Origin of the sequence: Bradyrhizobium diazoefficiens USDA 110 (assembly GCF_000011365.1) — a bacterium.
Lineage (GTDB): Bacteria > Pseudomonadota > Alphaproteobacteria > Rhizobiales > Xanthobacteraceae > Bradyrhizobium > Bradyrhizobium diazoefficiens.
The window spans coordinates 7,255,132-7,279,261 of record NC_004463.1; the positions used below are offsets into that span (position 1 = coordinate 7,255,132).

At 66.1% G+C, this 24,130-nt stretch carries 17 protein-coding genes; 3 read left to right on the plus strand and 14 right to left on the minus strand.

Translation table 11 applies throughout. The features are described from left to right. The first annotated feature begins 58 nt into the window (after positions 1 to 58). A complete protein-coding gene (locus BJA_RS33380) occupies positions 59 to 1,888 on the plus strand; it encodes an aminopeptidase P family protein (protein ID WP_038966432.1) in 1,830 nt (609 codons plus the stop codon). A gap of 358 nt (positions 1,889 to 2,246) precedes the next feature. After that, a complete protein-coding gene (locus tag BJA_RS33385) occupies positions 2,247 to 3,524 on the plus strand; it encodes a multidrug effflux MFS transporter (RefSeq protein ID WP_011089330.1) in 1,278 nt (425 codons plus the stop codon). Positions 3,525 to 3,628: 104 nt separating this feature from the next. On the opposite strand, the gene ligA is transcribed toward BJA_RS33385, so the two are convergent. Beyond that, positions 3,629 to 5,776 (minus strand): NAD-dependent DNA ligase LigA, encoded by a 2,148-nt coding sequence (gene ligA, locus BJA_RS33390; protein ID WP_038966438.1) that lies wholly within the window; start codon positions 5,774 to 5,776, stop codon positions 3,629 to 3,631. A gap of 112 nt (positions 5,777 to 5,888) precedes the next feature. Between ligA and BJA_RS33395 the strand changes: the two genes are divergently transcribed. Then, a complete protein-coding gene (locus BJA_RS33395; protein WP_011089332.1) occupies positions 5,889 to 6,176 on the plus strand; it encodes a GIY-YIG nuclease family protein in 288 nt (95 codons plus the stop codon). A gap of 91 nt (positions 6,177 to 6,267) precedes the next feature. Here the strand turns inward: BJA_RS33395 and recN are convergent, their stop codons facing one another. The 13 genes from recN to mraY all read right to left on the minus strand — a co-directional run bounded on the left by recN (position 6,268) and on the right by mraY (position 24,097). Beyond that, positions 6,268 to 7,941, minus strand: a complete 1,674-nt coding sequence (recN, locus tag BJA_RS33400; RefSeq protein ID WP_011089333.1) for a DNA repair protein RecN — start codon at positions 7,939 to 7,941, stop codon at positions 6,268 to 6,270. 13 nt (positions 7,942 to 7,954) lie between these two features. Then, positions 7,955 to 8,845 (minus strand): outer membrane protein assembly factor BamD, encoded by an 891-nt coding sequence (locus tag BJA_RS33405; protein WP_011089334.1) that lies wholly within the window; start codon positions 8,843 to 8,845, stop codon positions 7,955 to 7,957. Between the two features lie 247 nt (positions 8,846 to 9,092). Then, complete coding sequence (gene lpxC, locus BJA_RS33410) at positions 9,093 to 10,055, minus strand: UDP-3-O-acyl-N-acetylglucosamine deacetylase (RefSeq protein WP_011089335.1); 963 nt, start codon at positions 10,053 to 10,055, stop codon at positions 9,093 to 9,095. A gap of 357 nt (positions 10,056 to 10,412) precedes the next feature. Then, positions 10,413 to 12,218 carry a cell division protein FtsZ gene (ftsZ, locus tag BJA_RS33415; protein ID WP_011089336.1) on the minus strand — a complete coding sequence of 602 codons (1,806 nt, stop codon included), beginning with the start codon at positions 12,216 to 12,218 and terminating at the stop codon, positions 10,413 to 10,415. Positions 12,219 to 12,311: 93 nt separating this feature from the next. Further along, on the minus strand, positions 12,312 to 13,634 hold the full coding sequence (ftsA, locus tag BJA_RS33420) for a cell division protein FtsA (RefSeq protein ID WP_011089337.1): 1,323 nt from the start codon (positions 13,632 to 13,634) through the stop codon (positions 12,312 to 12,314). Next, positions 13,631 to 14,659: a cell division protein FtsQ/DivIB gene (locus BJA_RS33425; RefSeq protein ID WP_011089338.1), complete on the minus strand. Its 1,029-nt coding sequence runs from the start codon at positions 14,657 to 14,659 to the stop codon at positions 13,631 to 13,633. Before BJA_RS33425 ends, ftsA begins: the two co-directional genes overlap by 4 nt. 338 nt (positions 14,660 to 14,997) lie before the next feature. Then, positions 14,998 to 15,984 (minus strand): D-alanine--D-alanine ligase family protein, encoded by a 987-nt coding sequence (locus BJA_RS33430; protein WP_038966437.1) that lies wholly within the window; start codon positions 15,982 to 15,984, stop codon positions 14,998 to 15,000. Between the two features lie 156 nt (positions 15,985 to 16,140). Further along, complete coding sequence (gene murB / locus BJA_RS33435; RefSeq protein ID WP_011089340.1) at positions 16,141 to 17,058, minus strand: UDP-N-acetylmuramate dehydrogenase; 918 nt, start codon at positions 17,056 to 17,058, stop codon at positions 16,141 to 16,143. Between the two features lie 192 nt (positions 17,059 to 17,250). Beyond that, entirely contained in the window at positions 17,251 to 18,654 is a 1,404-nt protein-coding gene (murC, locus tag BJA_RS33440; RefSeq protein ID WP_011089341.1) for a UDP-N-acetylmuramate--L-alanine ligase, read from the minus strand. 289 nt (positions 18,655 to 18,943) lie between these two features. Beyond that, positions 18,944 to 20,044, minus strand: a complete 1,101-nt coding sequence (gene murG, locus BJA_RS33445) for an undecaprenyldiphospho-muramoylpentapeptide beta-N-acetylglucosaminyltransferase (protein ID WP_011089342.1) — start codon at positions 20,042 to 20,044, stop codon at positions 18,944 to 18,946. Between the two features lie 48 nt (positions 20,045 to 20,092). Next, positions 20,093 to 21,244 carry an FtsW/RodA/SpoVE family cell cycle protein gene (locus BJA_RS33450; protein WP_011089343.1) on the minus strand — a complete coding sequence of 384 codons (1,152 nt, stop codon included), beginning with the start codon at positions 21,242 to 21,244 and terminating at the stop codon, positions 20,093 to 20,095. A gap of 236 nt (positions 21,245 to 21,480) precedes the next feature. Continuing rightward, positions 21,481 to 22,881 (minus strand): UDP-N-acetylmuramoyl-L-alanine--D-glutamate ligase, encoded by a 1,401-nt coding sequence (murD, locus tag BJA_RS33455; RefSeq protein ID WP_011089344.1) that lies wholly within the window; start codon positions 22,879 to 22,881, stop codon positions 21,481 to 21,483. A 112-nt stretch (positions 22,882 to 22,993) separates the two neighbouring features. Beyond that, a complete protein-coding gene (mraY, locus tag BJA_RS33460; RefSeq protein ID WP_011089345.1) occupies positions 22,994 to 24,097 on the minus strand; it encodes a phospho-N-acetylmuramoyl-pentapeptide-transferase in 1,104 nt (367 codons plus the stop codon). Between the last annotated feature and the right edge of the window lie 33 nt (positions 24,098 to 24,130).

Here is a 24,130-nt window from a genome sequence, read left to right on the forward strand (position 1 = left end):
TGCGCCGCGAATGCGTCCACATTGCGGAGCGATCCCCATAATCCTAAAGTGGTCCACCATGTTCGAAGCACACTTCCAGACATTCGAAGAGCCCGAGGCCGGCGTCGCATTGACGGCGCGCCTTGCGGCGCTCCGCGAAGAACTCGCCCGCCGCAAGCTGACCGGCTTCGTCATTCCGCGCGCCGACCAGCAGCAGAATGAATATGTGGCGCCCTCGGAAGAGCGGCTCGCCTGGCTGACCGGCTTCACCGGATCGGCGGGACTGGCGGTGGTGCTGACCCGCGAAGCCGCATTGTTCGTGGACGGCCGCTACACGATCCAGGCGGCCAAGCAGGTCGATGCAAAGGCCTGGGCGGTGGAATCGCTGATCGACCCGCCGCCGGAGAGCTGGGTGTCGGCGCATCTGAAAGCCGGCGACCGCCTCGGATTTGATCCATGGCTGCACACTTTTGCGGCAGCCGAGCGCCTCGCCGCCGCCTGCACCAGGGCCGGCGCCGAGCTGGTAGCGGTCGACAGCAACCCGGTGGACGCGGTCTGGCACGACCGGCCGCAGCCGCCGCTTGCTCCCGTCGCCGTGCACGGAGTGCAACATGCCGGCATCGGCGAGGCCGAGAAGCTGGCTCAGATCAAAAGCGAGATCACCAAGCTCGGCGCCGATGCGCTGGTGCTGTCGGACAGTCATGCGGTGGCCTGGACTTTCAACATCCGCGGCGCCGACGTCGCGCATACCCCGCTGCCGCTGTCCTACGCGCTGGTGCCGAAGGACGGCCGGCCGACCATCTTCATCGACCACCGCAAGCTCTCCAACCTGACGCGCGACCATCTCGAGCAATCGGCCGACGTGCGCGAGCCCGATGCGATGGCGCCGACGCTGATGGCGCTGGCCAAGAGCGGCGCCGCGATCGCGCTCGACAATGCCACCGCGGCCGACGCGCTGAGCCGGCTGATCGCCGGCGCCGGCGGCAAGCCGGTGCGCGGCAGCGATCCGATTGCGCTGCTCAAGGCGGTCAAGAACGCGACCGAGATCAAGGGCACGCAGACGGCGCATCGCCGCGATGCCGTGGCGCTGGCGCGCTTCCTCGCCTTCATCGATCGCGAGGCGCCCAGCGGCAAGCTCACCGAGATCGACGCGGTGGAGGCGCTGGAGACATTCCGCCGCGACACCGGCGCGCTGAAGGACGTGTCGTTCCCGACAATATCGGGCACCGGCCCGAACGGCGCCATCGTGCACTACCGCGTCACCCGCAAGAGCAACCGGCGCATCGCGCCCGGCGACCTGCTGCTGATCGATTCCGGCGCTCAATATGAAGACGGCACCACCGACGTGACGCGCACCATGGCGGTCGGCGAGCCCACGGGCGAGATGCGCGACCGCTTCACCCGCGTGCTGCGCGGCCACATCGCGATCGCGCGCGCGATCTTCCCCGACGGCACCAATGGCGCGCAGCTCGACACGCTGGCGCGGCAATATCTCTGGGCCGCCGGCGTCGATTTCGAGCACGGCACCGGCCATGGCGTCGGCAGCTATCTCAGTGTTCACGAAGGACCGGCGCGGATCTCGAAGCTCGGCACCACGCCGCTGAAGCGCGGCATGATCCTCTCCAACGAGCCCGGCTACTATAAGACCGACGGTTTCGGCATCCGCATCGAGAACCTCGAGCTGGTCGTCGCCGCCGACATCAAGGGCGCCGAGAAGCCGATGAACGCGTTCGAGACGCTGACCCTGGCACCGATCGACCGCCGGCTGATCGATGTCGCCATGCTGACCAAAGACGAGCTCGACTGGCTCAATGCCTACCACGCGCGTGTGCGGGCCGAGGTAGGGCCGGCGCTGGACGAGGCAACGAAGGCGTGGCTCGATCAGGCGACGGCGGAGCTGAAGGCGTAAGGTCGTCATTCAGAGTGCAGCGCATAGCACTACGCGATTTGTGCAAGGCTATTCCCTCACCCACAGCCGTCATGCCCCGCCACCGGGTCTCGCCTTCGGCGAGCCCGATGACAGGCTCCGGCGGGGCATCCAGTACGCCGCAGCGTCTCCTTATCCCACTTCCGTCCCTGGAATACTGGATTCCCCGCCTTCGCGGGGAAAGACACCGCATTTGTGGAACGAGACGTGCGCCCAGTCGGTCTCCATCGCGCTGTTATTATAACCGTCCCAAAATCCGAATAGCCGCATTCCGAAACGCCGATATCCGTCTTGTGCGAGCACGCTACAGTCCGATTCGAACTGTCAGAGACGGACACGCATGCACGGCATGATCAGCAGGCCGCCGGAAGCGGCAATGAAGACCATCGCGACCTCGCGCGTGGTGTTGCTGCTGCTCGTCGTCATGACCGGCATTGCGCCGATCTCGCTCTACATGCTGGTTCCGGCGCTGCCGGTGCTGGCGACGAACTTCGGCAGCGACATCTCGATCGCGCAGATGACGGTGTCGCTCTTCATGGTCGGCATCGCCTGCTCGCAGCTGATCATGGGGCCGCTGTCGGACAAGTTCGGGCGGCGCCCGGTGCTGCTCGCAGGGCTCGCGCTGATGGTGGCGGCGAGCGTTGCCTGCATCTTCGCGCAGAACCTGCCGCAACTGATCGCCGCACGCTTCTTCCAGGCGCTGGGCGGCGCCACCGGCATGGTGGTGAGCCGCGCCATCATCCGCGACATCTACGAGCGCCAGCGCGTCGCCTCCATGATCAGCCTCGTCGTCGCGGCCCTGATGATCGGACAGATGCTCTCGCCGCTCACCGGCGGCCTGATCGAGACCGCGTTCGGCTGGCGCGCGATCTTCTACGCCATCACGATCGGCGCAGTTGCGGTCGCCGTCGGCATCGCCGTGGCGCTGCCGGAAACGCGTCGCAGCCGCGCCGCCGGCAGCGGCTTTCGCGCCGACATCGGCACCCTGATCAGGAACCGTGCCTTCGTCGGCTACGTGATGTGCCAGGTGCTGGCCTCGCAGATCATCTTCACCTTCGCCGGCGGCGGCCCCTACATCGTGGTGACGCAGATGGGCCGCAGCAGCGCCGAATACGGCGCGTGGTTTGCTACGTCAGGCTTTGCGTATCTCGTCGGCAATCTGCTCTGCGTGCGCTTTGCGCCGCGCCATTCGCTGGAAAAGCTGATCTGGTTCGGGCTCGGCCTTCAGCTCGGCGGCAGCCTTTTGAACCTGTTCTGGAGTTTCGCCGGCTGGAATGAAGCGCCCGCCTGGCTGTTCGGCACGCAGATGATCGTGATGGCCGGCAATGCCTTCGTGATGGCGAATTCCGCCGCCGGTGCGATCAGCATCCGCCCCGAAGCGGCCGGCACCGCGTCCGGCGCGATGGGCTTCCTCCAGCAGGGCATCGGCGCGCTGATGTCGCAATTCGGCGCCTATCTCGGCGGCCAATCCTCAACGACACTGCCGCTGACCTCCGCCGTGCTCGCGATCTCGCTGCTCTGCGCCTGCATGATGATCTTCGTCGTCCCCCGCCGCGATGTCGTGGTGAGCGACGCGCTGATCGAACAGGCGGAGGAGGAAGAGAGCGGGATGATGTAGAGGGATTTTTCTCCGTCATTCCGGGGCGCCTCAAAGAGGCGAACCCGGAATCTCGAGATTCCGGGTTCGATGCTTCGCATCGGCCCGGAATGACGGAATCAAGATCACTCCCCGATCAGCTTCAGCCACTCGTCTTCGGTCAGCACCTTGACGCCGTGCTTGTTGGCCTCGGCGAGCTTCGAGCCGGCGCCCGGGCCGGCGACGACGAGATCGGTCTTCTTCGACACCGAGCCCGACACCTTGGCGCCGAGCCGCTCAGCGGTGGCCTTGGCTTCATCCCGCGTCATCTTCTCCAGCGAGCCCGTGAACACCACGGTCTTGCCGGCGACGGCCGAGTTGCTCTTCGGCTTCTCGGCGTCGACGATCTCGACCTCCTTGGTCAGGCGCTCGACGATGCCGCGGTTGTGGCTCTCGCCGAAATAATCGGCGATGCTCTTGATCACGGTGTCGCCGATCTGGTCGAGCGCATCCATGTCCGCCATCGCCTCCTCGTCGCCCTTGGCGACCTTGAGGCAGGCGTCGTGGAACGCCTCCCAGGAGCCGTAGCCGCGCGCCAGCGCCAGCGCGGTGGTCTCGCCGACATGGCGCATGCCGAGCGCATAGACGAAGCGCTCGAGCGCGATTCTGCGCCGGCTCTCGATGGCGGCGAAGAGGTTGCGCACGGAGGTGGCGCCGTAACCCTCGATCTCCTCGAGCTTGAGTTTCGCGTTGCGCTTCTCCAGCGTGAAGATGTCGGCGGGCTCTTTCACAAAACCTTCGTCGAAGAAATACTGGAGCTGCTTCTCGCCGAGGCCGTCGATGTCGAAGGCCCGCCGCGACACGAACAGCTTGAGGTGCTCGATCTTCTGATAGGGGCAGGCGAACTCACCGGTGCAGCGGGCGCGCGAGCCCTCTTCGCCCGCGGCCGTCTCCTCGCGCGTGACGTCGGTGTGCAGCGGGCACGGGCACGTCTTGGGGAAGTGGAATTCCTTGGCAGTCTTCGGCCGCTTGTCGAGGACGACGTCGACCACCTGCGGGATGACGTCGCCGGCGCGCTGGATCACGACGGTGTCGCCGATCCTGATGTCGCGCCCCTCGCGCAGCACCTCGCCCTTGTTGCCGATGCCCTTGATGTAGTCCTCATTGTGCAACGTGACGTTCTGCACGATCACGCCGCCGACGCCGACCGGCTCGAGCTTGCCGACCGGCGTGAACGAGCCGGTACGGCCGACCTGTATCTCGATGTCGCGCAGGACCGTCATGGCCTGCTCGGCGGGGAATTTGTGCGCGATGCCCCAGCGCGGCGTGCGCGAGACGAAGCCGAGCCGTTCCTGCCAGTCGATGCGGTCGACCTTGTAGACGACGCCGTCGATGTCGTAGTCGAGCTCGGCGCGCTCTTCCTCGATCCTCTGGTGGAACGCGATCAGCTCCTCGACCGAGTGGCACAGCCTGGTCAGCGGATTGGTCTTGAAGCCGCAGCGCTCGAACCAGTGGATCATGCCGGTCTGCGTCTCCTCCGGCATCGCGCTCATCTCGCCCCAGGCATAGGCGAAGAAGCCGAGGGGGCGCGAGGCGGTGATGGTCGGATCCTTCTGGCGGAGCGAGCCGGCCGCCGAGTTGCGCGGATTGGCGAAGATCGTATCGCCGGCGGCCTTCTGCCGCTCGTTGAGCGCGAGGAACGCCTTCTTGGTCATGTAGACCTCGCCGCGCACCTCGCAGATGTCGGGGACATTGCGGCCCTTCAGCTTCTGCGGCACGTCTTCGAGGGTGCGGATATTGGCGGTGACGTCCTCGCCCTCCGCACCGTCACCGCGCGTCGCGGCAGTGACGAGCTCGCCGCCCTCATAGCGCAGTGACATCGAGAGACCGTCGATCTTCGGCTCGGCGGAGAAGTCGATCTTGTCGTCGTCGAGCTTCAGGAAGCGCACGATGCGGCCGACGAAGTCGCGCACGTCCTCTTCGGCAAAGGCGTTGTCGAGCGACAGCATGGGGACGGCATGCCGGACCTTCCTGAAGCGGCCTGACGGCGCCGCGCCGACCTTCTGCGAGGGCGATTCCGCGCTGACGAATTCCGGAAAGCGTTTTTCGATCGCATTGAAGCGCTGGCGCAACGCGTCGTATTCGGCGTCGGTGACGGTGGGCGCGTCATCCTGATAGTAGCGCTTGTCATGCCCTTCGAGCTCCAGCGCGAGCCGCATGAGCTCGACCTTGGCCTGCGCCTTGGTGAGCTCGGCGACGTCACGGAGCGGTTTGGATTTTGCTGCTCTTGCCATCATACTTAAGGTTCTAGCTCGTCGTTCCGGGATGGTCCGAAGGACCAGACCCGGAACCTCGAGATTCCGGGTTCGCACTTCGTGCACCCCGGAATGACGGTGGGGAGGGCTCATGGCGTATTACGTCTATATCCTAGCAAGCCGCCGCGATGGAGCAATCTATGTCGGCATCACCAACGACCTCGTACGCCGCACCTACGAGCATCGAATCAAGGCTGTTCCCGGATTCACAACGAAATACAATATTACTCGGCTGGTCTGGTTCGAGATTTATGATGATCCGATTTCAGCGATATCGCGTGAGAAGGAGTTGAAGAAGTGGAAGCGAGCCTGGAAGGTTCAGTTGATCGAGAAAACGAACCCGACTTGGGATGATCTGTACGAATCGATCTGCAGCTAAGCCCGTCATTCCGGGGCGGCGAAGAGCCGAACCCGGAATCTCGAGATTCCGGGTTCGATGCTTCGCATCGCCCCGGAATGACAGTGTGTAACTAAGCCGTCGCCGCCTTGAGCAGCCGGTCCGCGGCAGCCCTCGCCTCGGCGGTGATCTCGGCGCCGGCGAGCATGCGGGCGATCTCCTCGCGGCGGTGGTCGGCGGCCAGCGCGTTGACGCGGGTGGCGACGCGCTTGCCCTTGTCGAGGGCGTCCTTGGAGATGAGCAGATGCTGGTCGGCCCGCGCGGCGACCTGCGGGGCGTGGGTCACGGCCATCACCTGGACCTTGCCGGCAAGCCGCGCCAGGCGCCCGCCGATGGCGTCCGCGACCGCACCGCCGACACCGGTGTCGATTTCGTCGAACACGAGCGTCGGCGCCGAGCCGCGGTCGGACAGCACGACCTTGAGGGCCAGGAGAAAGCGCGACAGCTCGCCGCCGGAGGCGACCTTCATCAGCGGGCCCGGCTTGGTGCCCGGATTGGTCTGCACCCAGAACTCGACGCGATCAAAACCTTGCGGCCCCGGCGCGGCCTCGTCGGTCTCGACCTGGGTCATGAATTTCGCGCGCTCGAGCTTGAGCGGGGCGAGCTCGGCATTGACGGCCTTGTTGAGCTTCTCGGCCGATTTCTGCCGCGCCATCGACAGTTTCTTGGCGGCAGCGGCATAGCGGCTATCTGCCTCGATCGCAGCCTGCTCCAGCTTCTTCAGGCGCGAGGCACCGGCATCGATCAGCACGACGTCGGCGGCGTATTTGGCGGCGAGCGCGGCGAGCCCGTCGACCGGCGTAGAATATTTGCGCGAGGCGGCGCGCAGGGCGAACAGCCGCTCCTCGATGCGTTCGAGCTCGGCCGGATCGAAATCGGTTGCGGCGAGCGCGGCCTGAAGATGCTGGTCGGCTTCCTCCAGCGCGTTGATCGCGGCGTCGATCGCCTTGACTGCGGGCTCGACCAGCGCCGGCGAATTGACGCCGCGGCGCTCCAGCCGGCGCACCGCGGCCGACAGCGCCGCGACCGGAGAGTGGTTGCCGCCCACCGCCTCCTGCGCCTCGCGCAGGTCGGAGGCGATCTTCTCGCCCTGCATCATCGTGGTCCGGCGGGACGCCAGCGAGGTCTCCTCGCCGTCCTTGGGGGCGAGCTGCTTCAGCTCGTCGGAGGCGTGGCGCAGATAGTCGGCCTCGCGCGCGGCCCGCTCCATGCCGGCGCGATGCTCCTCCAGCTCGGTGTTGGCGGTGCGGCGCGCATCCCAAAGCGACTCGACGACCGCAACGTCCTTCTCGAGGCCGGCAAAGGCATCGAGCAGGCGGCGGTGCGTGGCGGCATCGACCAGCGCGCGCTCGTCATGCTGGCCGTGAATCTCGACCAGAGCGGCGCCGACCGCCTTCAGCGTCTGCACGCTGATCGACTGGTCGTTGATGAAGGCGCGAGTGCGGCCGTCGGCGAGCTGGACGCGGCGGAGAATCATCTCGCCGGTGTCGTCGAGACCGTTCTCGGCGAGGATCGCCGCCGCGGGGTGATTTTTGGGGATATCGAAGACGGCCGTGACCTGCCCCTGCTCCGCGCCGTGGCGCACGAGGCCGGCGTCGCCGCGGCCGCCGAGCGCCAGCGCAAAGGCATCGAGGAGGATGGATTTGCCCGCACCGGTCTCGCCGGTCAAAACCGCGAGGCCCGTCGCGAATTCGATATCGAGCCGTTCGATCAGGACGATGTCACGGATCGACAGACGCGCTAGCATGGAACCAAATTTCCTAGCCGAGGCCCATTTTCTTGAAGGTCTTGCTGATCCAGGACCCCTGATTCTCGCTCGGCTCGAGACCACCCGATTTTACAAGATTATAGGCGTCCTTGTACCAACGGCTGTCAGGAAAATTGTGGCCAAGCACAGCGGCCGCGGTCTGCGCCTCGCCGACGATGCCGATCGCCATATAGGCTTCGGTCAGCCGGTAGAGCGCCTCCTCGACATGGCGCGTGGTCTGGTACTGCGTGACCACAGCCTTGTAGCGGTTGATCGCCGCCGTGTAGTCGCGCTTCTGCATGTAATAGCGGCCGACGTTCATTTCCTTGCCGGCGAGCTGGTCGCGCGCGCCCTCGATCTTGGCCTTGGCCGAGGTCGCGTATTCGGACGTCGGATATTTGCGGATCACCTCTTCCAGCGAGGCGATCGCTTTCTCGGTGCGGCTCTGGTCGCGGCTGATGTCCGGGATCTGGTCGTAATGCGAGGCGGCGATCAGGTATTGCGCATAGGCCGCGTCCGGGCTGCCGGGATGCAGCGTGACATAGCGAGTGGCGGCACCGATGCAGCCGTCATAGTCGCCGCCCTGGTAGGACGCATAGGCGGACATCAGCAGCGATTTGCGGGCCCAGTCGGAATAAGGATGCTGGCGGTCGACCTCTTCGAACTTCTTGTTCGCCGCCTTCATGTCCTTCTTCTCGTTCATGAGGTACAGGCCCTCATTGTAGATCTTGTCGGCGGGCTCCTCGACGAAGGTGTCGTCCTTGGCGGTGAACTTGTCCCAGAGCGCGCCGGTGCCGCAGCCGGCCAGCGGCAGCGCGAGCATGATGAAGGTGACGGCCTGAAGCCCCCCGCGCGCGAGAGGCGAGATCGAGAGATATCCGCGCGTCATACGCTGTGCCGACATGAGTTTTAAGCCCTGACGCCCTGTGATGCGGTGCCCGCCAGCCCACGAACCCCGTCACGGGCGCGAAATGGTGCCGTGGTGCCTGCCATGCGACCACGCCGATGTATCCGAAAAACGATCGTTAACCAACCGTATGGGCAGGCATTTCGCCCGGATTAAGGCGAACGTGCCGCAATGCTAGTCGATCATGGTTACCAGGAGTTTCCCGGGGACAGCCGCCGCCAGACGCCCGCGGCCACAGGTGTCTTCAGGACACGTCCGGCCCGTAGGCCGCGGCAATCCGGCCGCCGACGATACCGCGACCGGTTTCGGCCACGGGACGCGTGGTGCGGCGGACCGCCTCGCCCTCGACCACCCGCCAGGCGGTACGGTCGGCAAGCAGCGCGGTCAGAACGGCGTGGTTGAGCTTGTGGCCGCCGCGCACCGAGCGGTAGGCGCCAAGCAGCGGCAGGCCGGCCAGCGCGAGGTCGCCGATCACGTCCAGCACCTTGTGGCGGACGCATTCGTCGGCGTAGCGCAGGCCCTCGGTGTTGAGCAGCCGCTCATCGTCGAACACGACGGTGTTGTCGAAGGAGGCGCCGAGCGCGTAGCCCGCGCTCCAGAGCCGGGCGACGTCGCACATCAGGCCGAACGTCCGGGCGCGGCCGACTTCGCGGCGGAAACGTTCCGGGTTGAGGTCGAAGGCGTAGCTCTGCCGGCCGATGACGGGGTTGGCGAAATCGATCTCGACCTCGGCGCGGAACCCGTTGGCGTGGGGCCGTATCTCGCCGAAAGAGTCGCCGATCTTGACCGAGATCGGCTTCAAAACCTGAATGAAGCGGCGCTGCGCCGGCTGGGTGACGATGCCGGCCTGCTCGATCGCCGCAATGAAGGCCGCGGCGCTGCCGTCCATGATCGGCACTTCCGGCCCGTCGATCTCGATAGCTGCGTTGTCAACGCCCATACCCCGCAGCGCAGCAAGCACGTGCTCGGCGGTGGAGACCAGCGGACCGTCGCGATCGCCGAGGACGGTGGCGAGATCGGTCGCGATCACCTGCTCGGCGGTCGCCTGAACCTCGCGGTCACTTCCCTCAAGGCCGGTACGGACAAAAACAAAACCTGCGTCAACAGGCGCAGGTCCAAGCGTGAGGGTGACGGGAAGACCGGAATGAACGCCGACGCCAACCACGGTGGCTTGCGCACGAAGCGTTGTTTGCCGGCTAAATTTCATCAGGAACCGCCCCACTACGACCACTGCGACTTATACAAACCTGACAGACTGGCCAAGGCCGCCGTCCGAATCCGTATCCCCAAGTCACGGCAAACCATAGTCACTGCCTCAAACAGCGCCAACTCACGCTTTTTTACCGATTGTTACCCCAAACCTGCCGTATTCGCGCCAAGGCTTAACCAAATTGCACCGAGGTTTTGGGCTGCTGCCGGCGGTTTTACTGAACCACCCAATGCATAATTAATGATTTAAAATCAGTTGCTTGGCCATGCAATCCGGGCATGCCCGGTGAAAATGGAAAGGCCCCGGCAAGCTTGCTGCCGGGGCCTCTTTGCGTCTGCCTTATTGTAACAATCCTCAGGTCGCCTGACGCCGCAGGAAGGCCGGGATATCAAGATGGTCGTCACCCTGTGGCGCCGGCGCAACAGGCGCGGAACGGCCATGCACGTCGAGGCCCTGCGGCGCGGGACGCCGCGCATACTCCGATACCGGTTCGGTGGCCGCGATCTGCTGTGCCACGCTCTTCTGCGGACGACGCTCCGGCAGCGGCGGTATCGCCGGACCAGCGGTGCGGGCGGCGACCGGCGGCTCACTCTCCTCGTCGCGGCGGCCAAGGCCGACATTGGCGAGGCGCTGGAGCAGCGACAGGCGGGTCTTCTGCGGGGTCTCTTCTTCGACTTCGCCGCGGGCCTGACGAATCTCGGCCTGGGCCGGCATCGGCAGCTCCTCGAGGCGCGGCATCCGCGGCGCACGCATCGGCGCACGCTCGGCCTGCGGCGGGATGAAGGTTTCCGGCGTCATCGGCTCCTGCATCGCGACCGGGGCCTGCTCAGGCTCCGGGAACAAGGTCGGCTTCTGCGCGATCGGGCGCACGGTGACGTCGCCATAGGTCTGCATCGGCGCGGGCGCCTGCGGAACGTCGGCAACGGCAGCCGCGATTGCGGCGAGCGCAGCACGCTCGACGTTCGGACGCGGCGCCACCGGCGCGGCAGCGGCCGGCGCGAATCCAGACACTGGGGCCTGCGCATCCAGCTTCTGGGCACGTTCGGCCAGGCGCTGGTTGTCGGCACGCAGACGCGCGGTCAGGTCGGCGAGACGGCTCTCGGCGGCGGCGGCCGGAGCTGCGGGAGCCTGCTGCACCTGCGGCGCTGCGTTCGCGACCGGAGCGGAGGTAGCCTGGCTGTTGCGGGCGATCGCGGCCTGCTCGATGCCGGTGGCGACGACCGAGACGCGGATCAGGCCATCGAGCGCTTCGTCGAAGGTGGCGCCGACGATGATGTTGGCGTCCTGGTCGACTTCCTCGCGGATGCGGGTTGCGGCCTCGTCGACCTCGAACAGCGTGAGGTCCTTGCCGCCGGTGATGGAGATGAGGAGGCCCTTGGCGCCCTTCATCGAGCTATCGTCGATCAGCGGGTTGGCGATCGCGGCTTCCGCGGCGGTCAGCGCGCGCTTGTCGCCGGAGGCCTCGCCGGTGCCCATCATCGCCTTGCCCATCTCCCTCATCACCGCTCTCACGTCGGCGAAGTCGAGATTGATCAGGCCTTCCTTGACCATCAGGTCGGTGATGCATGCGACGCCCGAATAGAGCACCTGGTCGGCCATCGCGAAGGCGTCGGCGAAGGTGGTCTTCTCGTTGGCAACCCGGAACAGGTTCTGGTTCGGGATGATCAGGAGCGTGTCGACAACCTTGTGCAGCTCGTTGATGCCGGCTTCGGCGGTGCGCATGCGGCGGCCGCCTTCGAAGTGGAACGGCTTGGTGACGACGCCGACGGTGAGGATGCCCATGTCGCGCGCAGTCTTGGCGATGACGGGAGCAGCGCCGGTGCCGGTGCCGCCGCCCATGCCGGCGGTGACGAACACCATGTTGGCGCCCGAGAGATGGTCGCGCAGCTCGTCGATCACCTCTTCCGCCGCCGCGGCGCCGACGTTCGGCTGCGAGCCGGCGCCGAGGCCTTGCGTGACCGCCGTGCCCATCTGCACGATGCGCTGCGCCTTCGACATCGTCAGCGCCTGCGCGTCGGTGTTGGCGACGACGAAGTCGACGCCCTGCAGACCCGCCGTGATCATATTGTTGACGGCGTTGCCGCCGGCGCCGCCGACGCCGAACACGGTGATCCGGGGCTTCAGTTCGTGAATGTCAGGAACATTGATGCTGATGGTCATGTTTGCCTCTCGATCACGCGCGCGTGGGTTCGCCCCGGCCGGCGGCCGCGGGAGTTGGTGAAAATCGACAATTACAATTGCGGAAAGGAGTCATCAGAAGCCCTCGCGTAGCCATCGTCCAACCTTTCCGAAATAACCGCCGGTCCCTGTCCTGACCTGCTGCCGCGTATGCCGCGGTTCGACATGTTCCTGGTGAACATATTGCGGGTAGACGAGGAGTCCGGCGGGCACCGCGAACGCGGCGTTCTTCGCCTCGTTGGGCAGCCGGCCGAAGCCGAGCGGACGTCCGACCCGCACGGGCCGGCCGAGAATCTGTGTTCCGAGTTCGACGAGACCGGTCAGTTGCGAGGCGCCGCCCGAGAGCACGACGCGGCCGTTGGGCTCTGATGCGAAGGGCGAATCCTTCAACCGGTCCCGGACCATTTCGAAGATTTCCTCGGCACGGTGCTTGACGATGTTGGCGATGGTAGCGCGGGAGACGATCTGTGGCAGATCCTGCTCGTCACCGGCTGTCGGCACAGACATCAGCTCACGCGAGTCCGATCCGCCGGTGATGACGGTCCCGTATAACGTCTTGATTCGCTCGGCATCGGCAATGGTCGCGGACAGTCCGCGCGCTAGATCCATCGTGATGTGTTGCCCGCCGACCGCAAAACCGGCCGCGTGCACGAAGCGGCCGCCGGCATAGACCGCCATCGTGGTGGTGCCCGCGCCCATCTCGACGACGGCCGCGCCGAGATCGGCCTCGTCGTCGGTCAGCACCGACAGGCCGGCGACATAGGGGCTCGCCGCCATGGCTTCGACATTGATGTGGCAGCGCTCCACCGCGAGCATCAGGTTCCGCGCCACGGTGGCGTCACAGGTGACGACGTTCATGTCGACACCGAACTGATGCGCGACCATGCCGCGGGGATCGCGGATGCCCTTGACGCCGTCGAGCGTGTAGCCGACCGGCAGCGCGTGCAGCACGGTGCGGCCCTCGCCGGTGGCGTGGCGCATGCCGGTGGAAGTGACGCGGCTGACGTCGGCCGGCGTCACGGCGCCGCCGCGGATGTCGGCGGCGGCTTCGACCAGCTGGCCGGAGAGCCGGCCGCCGGAGACCGAGAGCAGCACGGACTCGACCCGCACCTTGGCCATCTTCTCCGCAAGCCCGACGGCCTGGCGCACCGCCTGCTCGCATTCGCCGAGATCGACCACCGCGCCGGCCTTCATGCCGCGCGACTGGATCTGGCTGTAACCGATCAGCTCCACCGCGTGGGTGCGGCCGCGCAACGCCTCGCTCGGCGCCGACGGCTTCAGCCGCGCGATCATGCAGGCGATCTTGCTGGTGCCGATGTCGAGACAGGCGACGAGCCCGCCGCGCTTGTGCGGCATCTGGCGCGTCTTCGGCGTCTGGGTGCGATCGAGACCGGTCATGCAGCGTCCCCGGCCTTCTTTTTCTTCTTGTCCTTGAACTGCTCTTCGCGCGCCTTGGCGGCGTCCTCGGACAGCTGCACCACCAGGCGATCGGGCAGGCGCATGTCGACGGCGACGATGTCGCGGGAGAACAGCTTGTCTTCCTTGTCGAGCCTGGACAGCATCGCAAGCGCGTTGCCGACGTCCTGCTCGGGCAGGCGGATGTCGAGGCCGTCCTTGAGCCTCAGGTTCCAGCGCCGCTCGCCGACGAAGATCGCGGCCTTGGTGATCGAGTTGACCTGCGGATAGCGCGCCAGCAGCGCGAGAAAATCGCGGGCCTGCGTGTCGGCGCCCTTGCCGACCACGAGCGGCAGCGACAGGAACCGGCGCGAGACATAGGGCTCGAGCACGGCGCCGTCATCGGCGATGACGGAGAGGCGGCCGGCCTCCTGCCACAGCGCGAACGCCTTGCGCTCGGTCAGCTCGATCATGAGCTGGCCCGGATAGAGCTTGAGCACGGTCGCATCCGCGATCCAGGGATTGGCCTTGAGCTTGTCGCGCACGGCGTCGGCGTCGAGGAACAGCAGCGAGGAACGGCCGCTGACGCCGCCGATCGCGAGGATCTCGTCCTGGGTGAGCTGCTTGCGGCCGTTGATCACGACGGAGGTGATGCGGAAGCCGGCGGAATTGGCCATCGCGTTGCGGGCGTCGCTGATCGCCGTGACGAAGTCCTGGAGATGGCCGCCTTTGACGATGCCGAAGCCGCAGCTGCCGATCAGCAGCAGCACGGTCATGCTGATCCCGACCCGGCGCGGCAGATAGCGCTCGACCAGCGCGACCACGCGCGGCGGCGGCTCGCGCTCGACCACGGCCTTCGCTTTGATCTTGTCCTTGGCGGCAGCGCGTGCGGCGTGAAGTCTTTCCCGGCGCTTGTCCTGCACCCACTCGCGCAGAAGCACGACCGCTCCGATAGCGGCCGCCTTCAGATCAGCTTGGGGCCTCAGCGATCTGAAAAACGACCGGGTGAGGCTTCCTGCACCATCCATTGCACGAGCTCGTCAACAGTTTGCCCGCGACATCGCGCGGGTCCTGGCGAACATGACGTCTCGGACTTGCCGGGCCGGATCAGCAGACGAAGCCTCTCCCATCAAAGCGTTCGCTGGAGGTGACATCACCGCAACAGCTCACGCGCCGGCAGCCAAAGCGCCATATGCGCCGCCAGCGTTAACCTTCGGATGTCCTGGTAAACAAAAGGTAAAGTTCGTTAACGCGGGACGCTTTTTGCCCAGCCCTGTGAGGCATTTATGCCGCGATGTCCGGCATTTTACCGGATTTGGGGCCCAAAACGGGCCGTTTCGCCCGTTTGGCCGTTAACCAGTCCTAATTATTTCCGTACACCCCGCCCGGCGAGCTCGACCAGGCCGCGCAGGAAGTCGACGAACGCGATGCCCTCGGCCTTCAGCGCCTTGGGGTAGAGCGAGGACTTGGTCAACCCGGGGAGCGTGTTGGTTTCGAGATAGACGAGCCCCTTGGCCGAGACGATGAAGTCCGAGCGGGAATAGCCGGTGCAGGACATCGCCCGGTGCGCCAGCATCGCCTGCTGCTTCAGCGCGGCGGTGATCTCGGGCGTGAAACGGCCGGGGCAGATCTCCTGCGTCGTCGACAGAAGGTACTTTGCGGCGTAGTCGAAATTGCCCTCGCCCGGAATGATCTCGATCGGCGGCAGCGAGACGATCGAGCCGTCGGTGCGCTCCAGCACGCCGCAGGTCGCCTCGACGCCGGCGATATAGGGCTCGATCACATACTCCTCGTGCTTCGCGGCATTGCGGACGGCGACGAGGTCCTGCCTGGCGTTGACGAAGATCAGGCCATAGCTCGACCCGTCCCGCGCCGGCTTTGCGATCAGCCGGCCGTATTCGGCGAAGGCCGCGTCGATATCGTCCAGCGCGATGTTTGCGGGCGGCGTCACGCCGCCGAGCGCGGCGAAATGCTTGGCCGCGATCTTGTCGAAGGCGAGATGCGAGGAGGCCGAGCCCGAACCGGTGAACGGCACGCCGCGCGCCTCGCACATCACCTGCAATTCGCCGTTCTCGGCACATCCGCCATGCAGGCCGAGCACCAGCACGCGATCTTCCGCCTTGGCCTGGTCGAGCGCCTGCACCAGCGGAATGCCTGATGTGCCGGGCTTGAACTCGTCCTCGAACGGACGGGCATGTTCGAGCAGCTGCTTCGACTGCACGACATGCACCCTGTCCTCGACGTCCCACCACCACAGATCGGCCTCGGGCAGCGCCTGATGCAGCGCCTGGGCCGAGGCAACCGAAACCAGACGCTCCCGGTTGGAGCCGCCGAAGAGGATGGTGATGCGCATGTTCATAGTCCGCAATCTCTCTAGTTCGTCATTCCGGGGCGCGACGAAGTCGCGAACTACGATGCGCAATTGCGCATCTGAGAATCCATCTCTCCACCGTCTCTGCCGCCCGATGGATTCCGGGCTCTCGCTTCGCGAGCCCCGGAATGACGGTGATCATGAAACCCCGATCCGCTTGATTTCCCAATGTAGCTCAATTCCGGAATTCGCCTTCACGCGCGCACGCACGGTCTCGCCCAGCGTCTCGATATCGTGCGCGGTGGCATCGCCCGTGTTGATCAGGAAATTGCAGTGCATCTCGGAGACCTGCGCGCCGCCGACGCGCAAGCCCCGGCAGCCGGCAGCGTCGACCAGCTTCCAGGCGGAATGGCCGGGCGGATTCTTGAAGGTCGAGCCGCCGGTCTTTTCGCGGATCGGCTGCGCGGTCTCGCGATGGCTCTGCACCTCCGCCATGCGCGCGCGGATCGCATCCGCATCCTTGACCTCACCGCGAAAGCGCGCAGACGTGAAGATGATGGAGGGATCGACGCCGCTGTTGCGATAGACGAACTTCATGTCGGCATTGGAGAAGACGTGCTTCGTGCCGTCGCGCCCGACGCCTCGCGCCTCGATCAGCACGTCCTTGGTCTCGCCGCCATTCGCGCCCGCGTTCATGCGCAGCGCGCCGCCGATCGTGCCGGGAATGCCGAAATAGAATTCGAGTCCGCCGATGTTGGCGGATGCCGCCACCTCCGCCACGCGCTTGTCGAGCGCGGCAGCGCCTGCGGTGACGATATCACCGCTCGCGCTCGCTTCGCCAAAGGCGCGCGGCGCGAGGCGTATCACCACGCCCGCGATGCCGCCGTCGCGCACGATCAGGTTGGAGCCGACGCCGACGACGTAGACCGGAATGTCGGACGCGAGATGCGCGAGGAAGTAAGCGAGATCGTCCTCGTCCGCCGGCGTGAACAGCACCTGCGCGGGGCCGCCGACGCGAAACCAGGTCAGCTCGGCCAGCGACTGGTTGGCCAGCAGCCGGCCGCGCAGATCAGGCATCGTCGCTTTGAGTGAGGGTGTGATGTCGGGGAAGCTCATGCGCGAACGCTCCCCAAAAGTGAGGGACGCAGACTGCTTCCGTACCCTCCCCCCTTGTGGGGGAGGGTAAGGGAGGGGGGTAGCCCCAAGCGAGATCGGAGTTCGTGGCTACCCCTCTCCCCCACCCTCCCCCACAAGGGGGGAGGGAGCGCACCATTCCGTGTGGCAAGCAACGAGTGCAGCATCGCCGCCCTACCCCAGCGCATTCAATTCGCCGGGCAGTGCATACGCCCATTGCGTGATGTTGCCGGCGCCAAGGCACACGACGAGATCGCCCGACTTCGCGAGCCCCTTGACGATGCCCGCGAGCTCCGGCGCCGCCGGCAGCGGGACCACCTCGCGATGCCCGTGGGCACGCAGGCCCGCGACGAAATGATCGCGGTCGATGCCGTCGATCGGCGCCTCGCCCGCGGCATAGACGTCGGCGACGATCACCGCGTCCGCATCGTTGAAGCAGGTGCAGAATTCTTCGAACAGCGATTGCAGGCGGGTGTAGCGATGCGGCTGCACCACGGCGACGATCTTGCCGTTGGTGGATTCCCGCGCCGCCTTCAGCACCGCCGCGATCTCGACGGGGTGGTGGCCGTAATCGTCGATCACGGTGACGCCGTTCCATTCGCCGGTCTTGGTGAAGCGCCGCTTGACGCCGCCGAAGCCGGCGATCGCGCTGCGGATCGCTTCGTCCGACACGCCGAGCTCGCGCGCGACCGCGATCGCGGCCGTGGCGTTGGAGGCGTTGTGGCGTCCCGGCATCGGCAGCATCAGATCGGGAATCTCGTGCACGGCGCCGGTCTTGCGATCGCGGAACGCGACCTTGAACTTCGATCCGCCGCCCATCGGGGTGAGGTCGACCAGCCGCACATCGGCCTGCGGATTCTCGCCATAGGTGATGATGCGGCGATCCTCGATCTTGCCGACGAGACTCTGCACCACGGGATGGTCGATGCACATCACCGCAAAGCCGTAGAACGGCAGGTTCTCGACGAAATGACGAAAGGCGTCCTGCACCGCCTCGAAGGTCTTGAAGTGATCGAGATGCTCGGGGTCGACATTGGTGACGATCGCGACATCGGTCGGCAGCTTCAGGAACGTGCCGTCACTCTCGTCCGCTTCCACCACCATCCAGTCGCCGGCGCCGAGGCGCGCGTTGGAGCCGTAGGCGTTGATGATGCCGCCGTTGATCACGGTGGGATCGAGCCCGCCGGCATCGAGCAGCGTCGCAACCATCGTCGTCGTGGTGGTCTTGCCGTGCGTTCCGGCGATCGCGACGCAGCTCTTCAGCCGCATCAGCTCGGCCAGCATCTCGGCGCGGCGCACCACGGGAATGCGCCGTTCGCGCGCCGCCATCAATTCCGGATTATCGCGCTTGATCGCGGTGGAGACCACGACGACCTCGGCGCCGTCAACATTTTCGGCCTTGTGGCCGACCGAAACCTTCGCGCCCTTCTTGCGCAGACGGTCGAGATTGTAGTTGTCGGAGGCGTCCGAGCCCTGCACGGCATAGCCGAGATTGACCAGCACCTCGGCGATCCCGCTCATGCCGATCCCGCCGATCCCGACGAAGTGGATAGGTCCGATCTCGCGCGGCAGTCTCATGCTCTATCCCGTCGTTCCGTCGTCATGCCCGGGCTTGTCCCGGGCATCCACGAATCCCAGCGTCTTTCTTGCAAGACGTGGATGCATAGGCACTCGGTATACCGAGTGCCGTCATTTTTAAAAGAACCAAGTCGGATAAATCCGACTTGGTCGGACAAGCCCGGCCATGACGAGTAACATTCAAAAGTCGGCCCTTTTTCGTCATTCCGGGGCGCTCGCAGCGCGCGCGGACCCGGAATCTCGAGATTCCGGATCGGTCCGCCTTGCGGCCCGTCCGGAATGACGAGTGCTAAAGGCCCGCGACCTTGACCACCAGATCGGCCAGCCGCTCGGCGGCATCGAGCCGCCCTGCCCCCTTCGCGGCCGCGGCCATGGCGGTAAGGCGCGCCGGCTCGGCGGCCAGGGCGGAGATTTCGGAAGCCAACCGATCCGAGGTGAACTCGGTCTGCGGGATGCGGATCGCGCCATCGACCTTGGCCAGCACGCCGGCATTGGCGAACTGGTCCTGGTCGATCGAGCCCGGCAGCGGCACCAGGATCGAGGGCCGGCCGATGGCGGCGAGCTCGGCGACCGTGCCGGCGCCGGAGCGCGACACCACCAGATGGTTGGAAGCGAGCCGCGCCGGCAGATCGGTGAAGAACGGCGCGAGCTCGGCCTTGATCTTGAGCTTGTCGTAGACGGCGCGCACCCGATTCATGTCCTCGTCGCGCACCTGCTGGGTGAGGATGAGCCGGCCCCACAGCGCTGGCTCGAGCCGCTCGATCGCGCCCGGCACGATGTCGGCCATGATGCGCGCGCCCTGGCTGCCACCGACGACGAGCAGGCGCAGCGGACCGTTCGCCTCGGGCGCGGCATAGGGCACGGCGGCAGCGGCAAGGACCGCCGGCCGCATCGGCGTGCCGACGGTCGTGGTCTTGCCCGATAGCGCGGGGTCGCGGTCGAGCACGCCCGGCAAGGACGTCGCGATGGCGCGGACGCGGCTCGACAGAAACCGATTGGCGCGGCCGAGCACCGCATTGGCGTCATGGATGATGCCGGGCACGCCGGCGAATTTTGCGGCGACCAGCGGCGGCAGCGTCGGATAGCCACCGAAGCCGACGACGGCGACGGGCTTCAATCGCTTGATCAGGCTGTAGGCCGATAGCGTGCCGGCGGCGAGCGTGAGGCCGGCATAGGCGACTTGGAACGGATTGCGGCCGCGCGCGGTCTCGCTCGAGACGACGTCGATCATATCCTTGCTGAACAGCCCGCTATAGCGCAGCGCCCGCTCATCCGTGACGAGGCGGACGCGAAAGCCGCGCCGGATCAGCTCTACGCCGAGCGCCTCGGCCGGAAACAGATGGCCGCCGGTGCCGCCCGCGGCGAGAAGAATCAAGGGGGAGGTTTCCATAAACGCCCTTTTACAGGGCCTCCGCCGTCATTGCGAGCCGGGCAACGGTCACGCGTAGCTGCGCATCGCCTCGGCGTGGCCGCTTGCCTCGACCTCGGTGCGCGGGCGCAGCCGCGTCAGCGCCAGCATCATGCCGACGCCATAGGCGAGCGACACGATCGAGGAGCCGCCGTAGGAGATGAAGGGCAGCGTCATGCCCTTGGCGGGGATGAGCTGGAGATTGACCGACATGTTGATCTCCGCCTGAACGCCGAACAGGATCGCAAGGCCGGAGGCCGCAAAACGCGAGAACATGTCCTCATTGGCGTAGGCCCGCGACAGCGTGCGGATGACGACGAAGGCGAACAGCGCCAGCATGGCAAGGCACAGGATGATGCCGAACTCTTCGGCGGCAACCGCGAACACGAAGTCGGTATGACTGTCCGGTAGGCTGCGCTTGGCGATGCCCTCGCCCGGTCCGAGCCCGAACCAGCCGCCGTTGTAGAAGGCCTCCATGGCGGTATCGACCTGGAAGGTGTCGCCCGAGGCCGGATTCATGAAGCGCTTGATGCGGCCCGCGACGTGCGGAACAAACAGGTAGGCGCTGAACAGTCCGGCGGCGCCGAGGCCGGCGAGCCCGAACACCCAGATCATGCGCATGCCCGCGATGAAGAACAGCGAACCCCACACCATCAGGATCAGCATGGTCTGGCCGAAGTCGGGCTCCATCACCAGCAGCGAGACCAGCATGAGGAGCAGCACCAGCGCCATCGAGGTCGCCGGCATCTCCGGCCGCCTGGTCGATTCCGCGAACAGCCACGCGGCGATGACGACGAACGATGGCTTTGCGATCTCGGAAGCCTGGATGTTGACGCCGAGCAGCGTGATCCAGCGCCGCGAGCCCTTCACTTCGGGGCCGATCGCGAGCGTCACCGCGATCAGGATGATGCTGACCGCGAAGATGAGCAGCGCGCTTCGCCGGATCGCGCGCGGCGACAGGAAGGACACCCCGAGCAGCACCAGGCAGGACGGCGCCAGGAACATCACGTGCCGGCTGAAGAAATGGAAGGGGTCGAGCCCGATGCGGGTCGCAACCGGCGGGCTCGCCGCCAGCGACAGGATCACGCCGGTCAGCATCAGCGCCAGGATGGCGCCCATCAGCGGCTTGTCGACGGTCCACCACCACTCGGAAAAGGGGGTGCGTTCTTCACGGGAGAGCATGGGCGGCCGCTTTCGGACAGAGGTCGGTCCATTGGTCGCCGAGGTTGGTTACCGGGGGGTTAAGGAAAAGCGGATGTTTCGAGATAGGGGGAGCGCTCACCTCACATGCTCGTCATGCCCCGCGCAGGCGGGGCATCCAGTACGCCGCGGCCGCTCGGCTCAAGCACCGTCTCTGGGATACTGGGTCGCCCGGTCAAGCCGGACGACGACAGCGGAGATGTGGAGCCAGTGCGCCCTCACACCACCGGCTTCACACCCGGCAGCGCCTGCACCAGCTCGCGGAACTTGGTGCCGCGGATCTCGAAGTTGCGGTACTGGTCGAAGGACGCGCAGGCCGGCGACAGCAGCACGACCGCATCGGTGAGACCCGAGGCTTCCGCATCGCGCGCGGCGTGCTCGACGGCAACGTCAAGCGTCTGGCTGATCTCGTGCGCGACCTGTGTCCCCAGCGTGCCGGAAAACTCCTGCGCGGCCTCGCCGATCAGATAGGCCTTGCGGATACGCGGGAAGAAGCCCGTGAGGCTGGTGATACCGCCCGCCTTCGGCTTGCCGCCGGCGATCCAGAAGATATCGGCAAAGGACGACAGCGCATGCGCGGTGGCATCCGCGTTGGTCCCCTTGGAGTCGTTGACGAACAGCACATTGCCGCGGCGACCGACCTGCTCCATGCGATGCGCGAGGCCCGGAAAGCTGCGCAGGCCGTCCTGAAGCACATCCTGGCTGATGCCCATCGCGAGCGCGGCGGCGGCGGCGCAGGCCGCGTTTTGGGCGTTGTGCAGGCCGCGCAGCGAACCGATGCCGCCGAGCTTGGCGACTTCGCTGCGGGCGCCGCCCGCGGTGCGCACGATGGTACCGTGCTCGACATGGATTCCGCTCGCCAGCGGGTTCTTGACGGAAATGCGCACCACGTTCTTGCCGGCGCGGTCGAGCCGGTCGGCGATGTCGCGGCAATAACCGTCGTCGACGCCGACGATCGAGGTGCCGCCAGCCTGCACGCCCGCAACAAGGCGCTCCTTCACCGCGGCGTAGTGCGCGATGGTGCCGTGGCGGTCGATGTGGTCTTCGCTGACATTGAGCAGGATGCCGACGGAGGGATCGAGCGAGGGCGTGAGGTCGATCTGGTAGGACGACATCTCGATGACGTGGACGCGGCCCGTGCGCGGCGGCTCCAGCGACAGGATCGCGGTGCCGATATTGCCGCCCATCTGGGTATCGTAGCCGGCGACCTTGGTCAGGTGCGCGATCAGCGCCGTCGTGGTCGACTTGCCGTTGGTGCCGGTGATGGCGACGAACGGTGCATCCGGCGCGTGCCGCCGCCGCTCGCGGCAGAACAGCTCGATGTCGCCGATGACTTCGACACCGGCCTCGCGCGCCTTCAGCACGCTCCAGTGCGGCACGGGATGGGTCAGCGGCACGCCGGGTGCGAGCACCAGCGCTGCGAAACCGGCCCAGGAGACGTCGCGCAAATCAGCGGTGATGAAGCCGGCCTGCGCGGCCTTGGCGACGTTCTCGGCATTGTCGTCGGCGGCGATCACCTCGGCGCCGCCCGCTTTCAACGCGTGACAGGACGCGAGCCCCGAACCGCCGAGGCCGAACACCGCGACTGTCTTGCCGGCGAAGGACGTAACCGGGATCATGACCTCGCCCTCGTCATTCCGGGGCTCGCGAAGCGAGAACCCGGAATCTCGAGATTCCGGATCGCCGCTTCGCGTCGTCCGGAATGACAGCGAAAATCAACCACCATAGAAGTCACCGCAGCTTCAGCGTCGACAGGCCGGCCAGCGCCAGCATCACCGAGATGATCCAGAAGCGGATCACGATCTGCGGCTCGGTCCAGCCGAGCTGCTCGAAATGGTGGTGGATCGGCGCCATGCGGAAGATGCGTTTTCCGGTGAGCTTGAACGACACCACCTGCACGATGACGGAGACCGCCTCCAGCACAAACAGGCCGCCGATCACCGCGAGCACGATCTCGTGCTTCACCGCGACCGCGATCGCGCCCAGCATGCCGCCGAGCGCCAGCGAGCCGGTGTCGCCCATGAAGATCGAAGCCGGCGGCGCGTTGAACCAGAGGAAGCCGAGGCCGGCGCCCAGCAGCGCGCCGCAGAGCACCGCGAGCTCGCCGGTACCGGCGACATATTTGATCTGGAGGTAGTCGGCGAACACCGCGTTGCCGGCGAGATAGGCGATCATCGCAAAGCTCGCGGTCGCGATCATCACGGGCACGATGGCGAGGCCGTCGAGACCGTCGGTGAGATTCACCGCATTGCCGGCGCCGACGATGACGAAGGCGCCGAACACGACGAAGAACCATCCGAAATGCAGCACGGTGTCCTTCAGGAACGGGATCGTCAGCGCGGTGGACGCGGGATCGCGGTTCAGCCGCACCAGCGCGTAGCAGGCCACCAGCGCGATCGCCGCCTCGATCAGCAGGCGCAGCTTGCTGCCGAAGCCGGTCGTCGTCTGCTTCGTCACCTTGAGGTAGTCGTCATAGAAGCCGACGAAGCCGAAACCGAGCGTCACCGCCAGCACGATCCAGACATAGGGATTGAGCGGGTTGGCCCACAGCACCGTGCCGACCGTGAGGCCGGACAGGATCATCAGCCCGCCCATGGTGGGCGTGCCCTTCTTGGCGAGATGCGATTGCGGACCATCGGTCCGGATCGGCTGGCCCTTGCCCTGGCGGATGCGTAAGTGATCGATGATCCAGGGCCCGAACAGGAACACGAACAGCGCGCCGGTGACCACCGCGCCGCCGGTGCGGAAGGTGATGTAGCGGAAGACGTTCAGGAAGGTGCGAAAGGCACCGAAGCCCGGAAATGTGTTGGAGAGCTCGATCAACCAGTAAAACATTCAGACGGTCCTATGGCGCCTTTCGCACGCGGC

Bases quoted from the DNA above. Each gene is read 5' to 3' on its own strand.
- BJA_RS33425 (WP_011089338.1), bottom strand. From the start codon at position 14,659: ATGGATGGTGCAGGAAGCCTCACCCGGTCGTTTTTCAGATCGCTGAGG.
- BJA_RS33380 (WP_038966432.1), top strand. From the start codon at position 59: ATGTTCGAAGCACACTTCCAGACATTCGAAGAGCCCGAGGCCGGCGTC.
- BJA_RS33385 (WP_011089330.1), top strand. From the start codon at position 2,247: ATGCACGGCATGATCAGCAGGCCGCCGGAAGCGGCAATGAAGACCATC.
- BJA_RS33450 (WP_011089343.1), bottom strand. From the start codon at position 21,244: ATGCTCTCCCGTGAAGAACGCACCCCCTTTTCCGAGTGGTGGTGGACC.
- BJA_RS33395 (WP_011089332.1), top strand. From the start codon at position 5,889: ATGGCGTATTACGTCTATATCCTAGCAAGCCGCCGCGATGGAGCAATC.
- ftsA (WP_011089337.1), bottom strand. From the start codon at position 13,634: ATGACCGGTCTCGATCGCACCCAGACGCCGAAGACGCGCCAGATGCCG.
- murG (WP_011089342.1), bottom strand. From the start codon at position 20,044: ATGGAAACCTCCCCCTTGATTCTTCTCGCCGCGGGCGGCACCGGCGGC.
- recN (WP_011089333.1), bottom strand. From the start codon at position 7,941: ATGCTAGCGCGTCTGTCGATCCGTGACATCGTCCTGATCGAACGGCTC.
- ligA (WP_038966438.1), bottom strand. From the start codon at position 5,776: ATGGCAAGAGCAGCAAAATCCAAACCGCTCCGTGACGTCGCCGAGCTC.
- BJA_RS33405 (WP_011089334.1), bottom strand. From the start codon at position 8,845: ATGTCGGCACAGCGTATGACGCGCGGATATCTCTCGATCTCGCCTCTC.
- murC (WP_011089341.1), bottom strand. From the start codon at position 18,654: ATGAGACTGCCGCGCGAGATCGGACCTATCCACTTCGTCGGGATCGGC.
- BJA_RS33430 (WP_038966437.1), bottom strand. From the start codon at position 15,984: ATGCGCATCACCATCCTCTTCGGCGGCTCCAACCGGGAGCGTCTGGTT.
- lpxC (WP_011089335.1), bottom strand. From the start codon at position 10,055: ATGAAATTTAGCCGGCAAACAACGCTTCGTGCGCAAGCCACCGTGGTT.
- mraY (WP_011089345.1), bottom strand. From the start codon at position 24,097: ATGTTTTACTGGTTGATCGAGCTCTCCAACACATTTCCGGGCTTCGGT.
- ftsZ (WP_011089336.1), bottom strand. From the start codon at position 12,218: ATGACCATCAGCATCAATGTTCCTGACATTCACGAACTGAAGCCCCGG.
- murB (WP_011089340.1), bottom strand. From the start codon at position 17,058: ATGAGCTTCCCCGACATCACACCCTCACTCAAAGCGACGATGCCTGAT.
- murD (WP_011089344.1), bottom strand. From the start codon at position 22,881: ATGATCCCGGTTACGTCCTTCGCCGGCAAGACAGTCGCGGTGTTCGGC.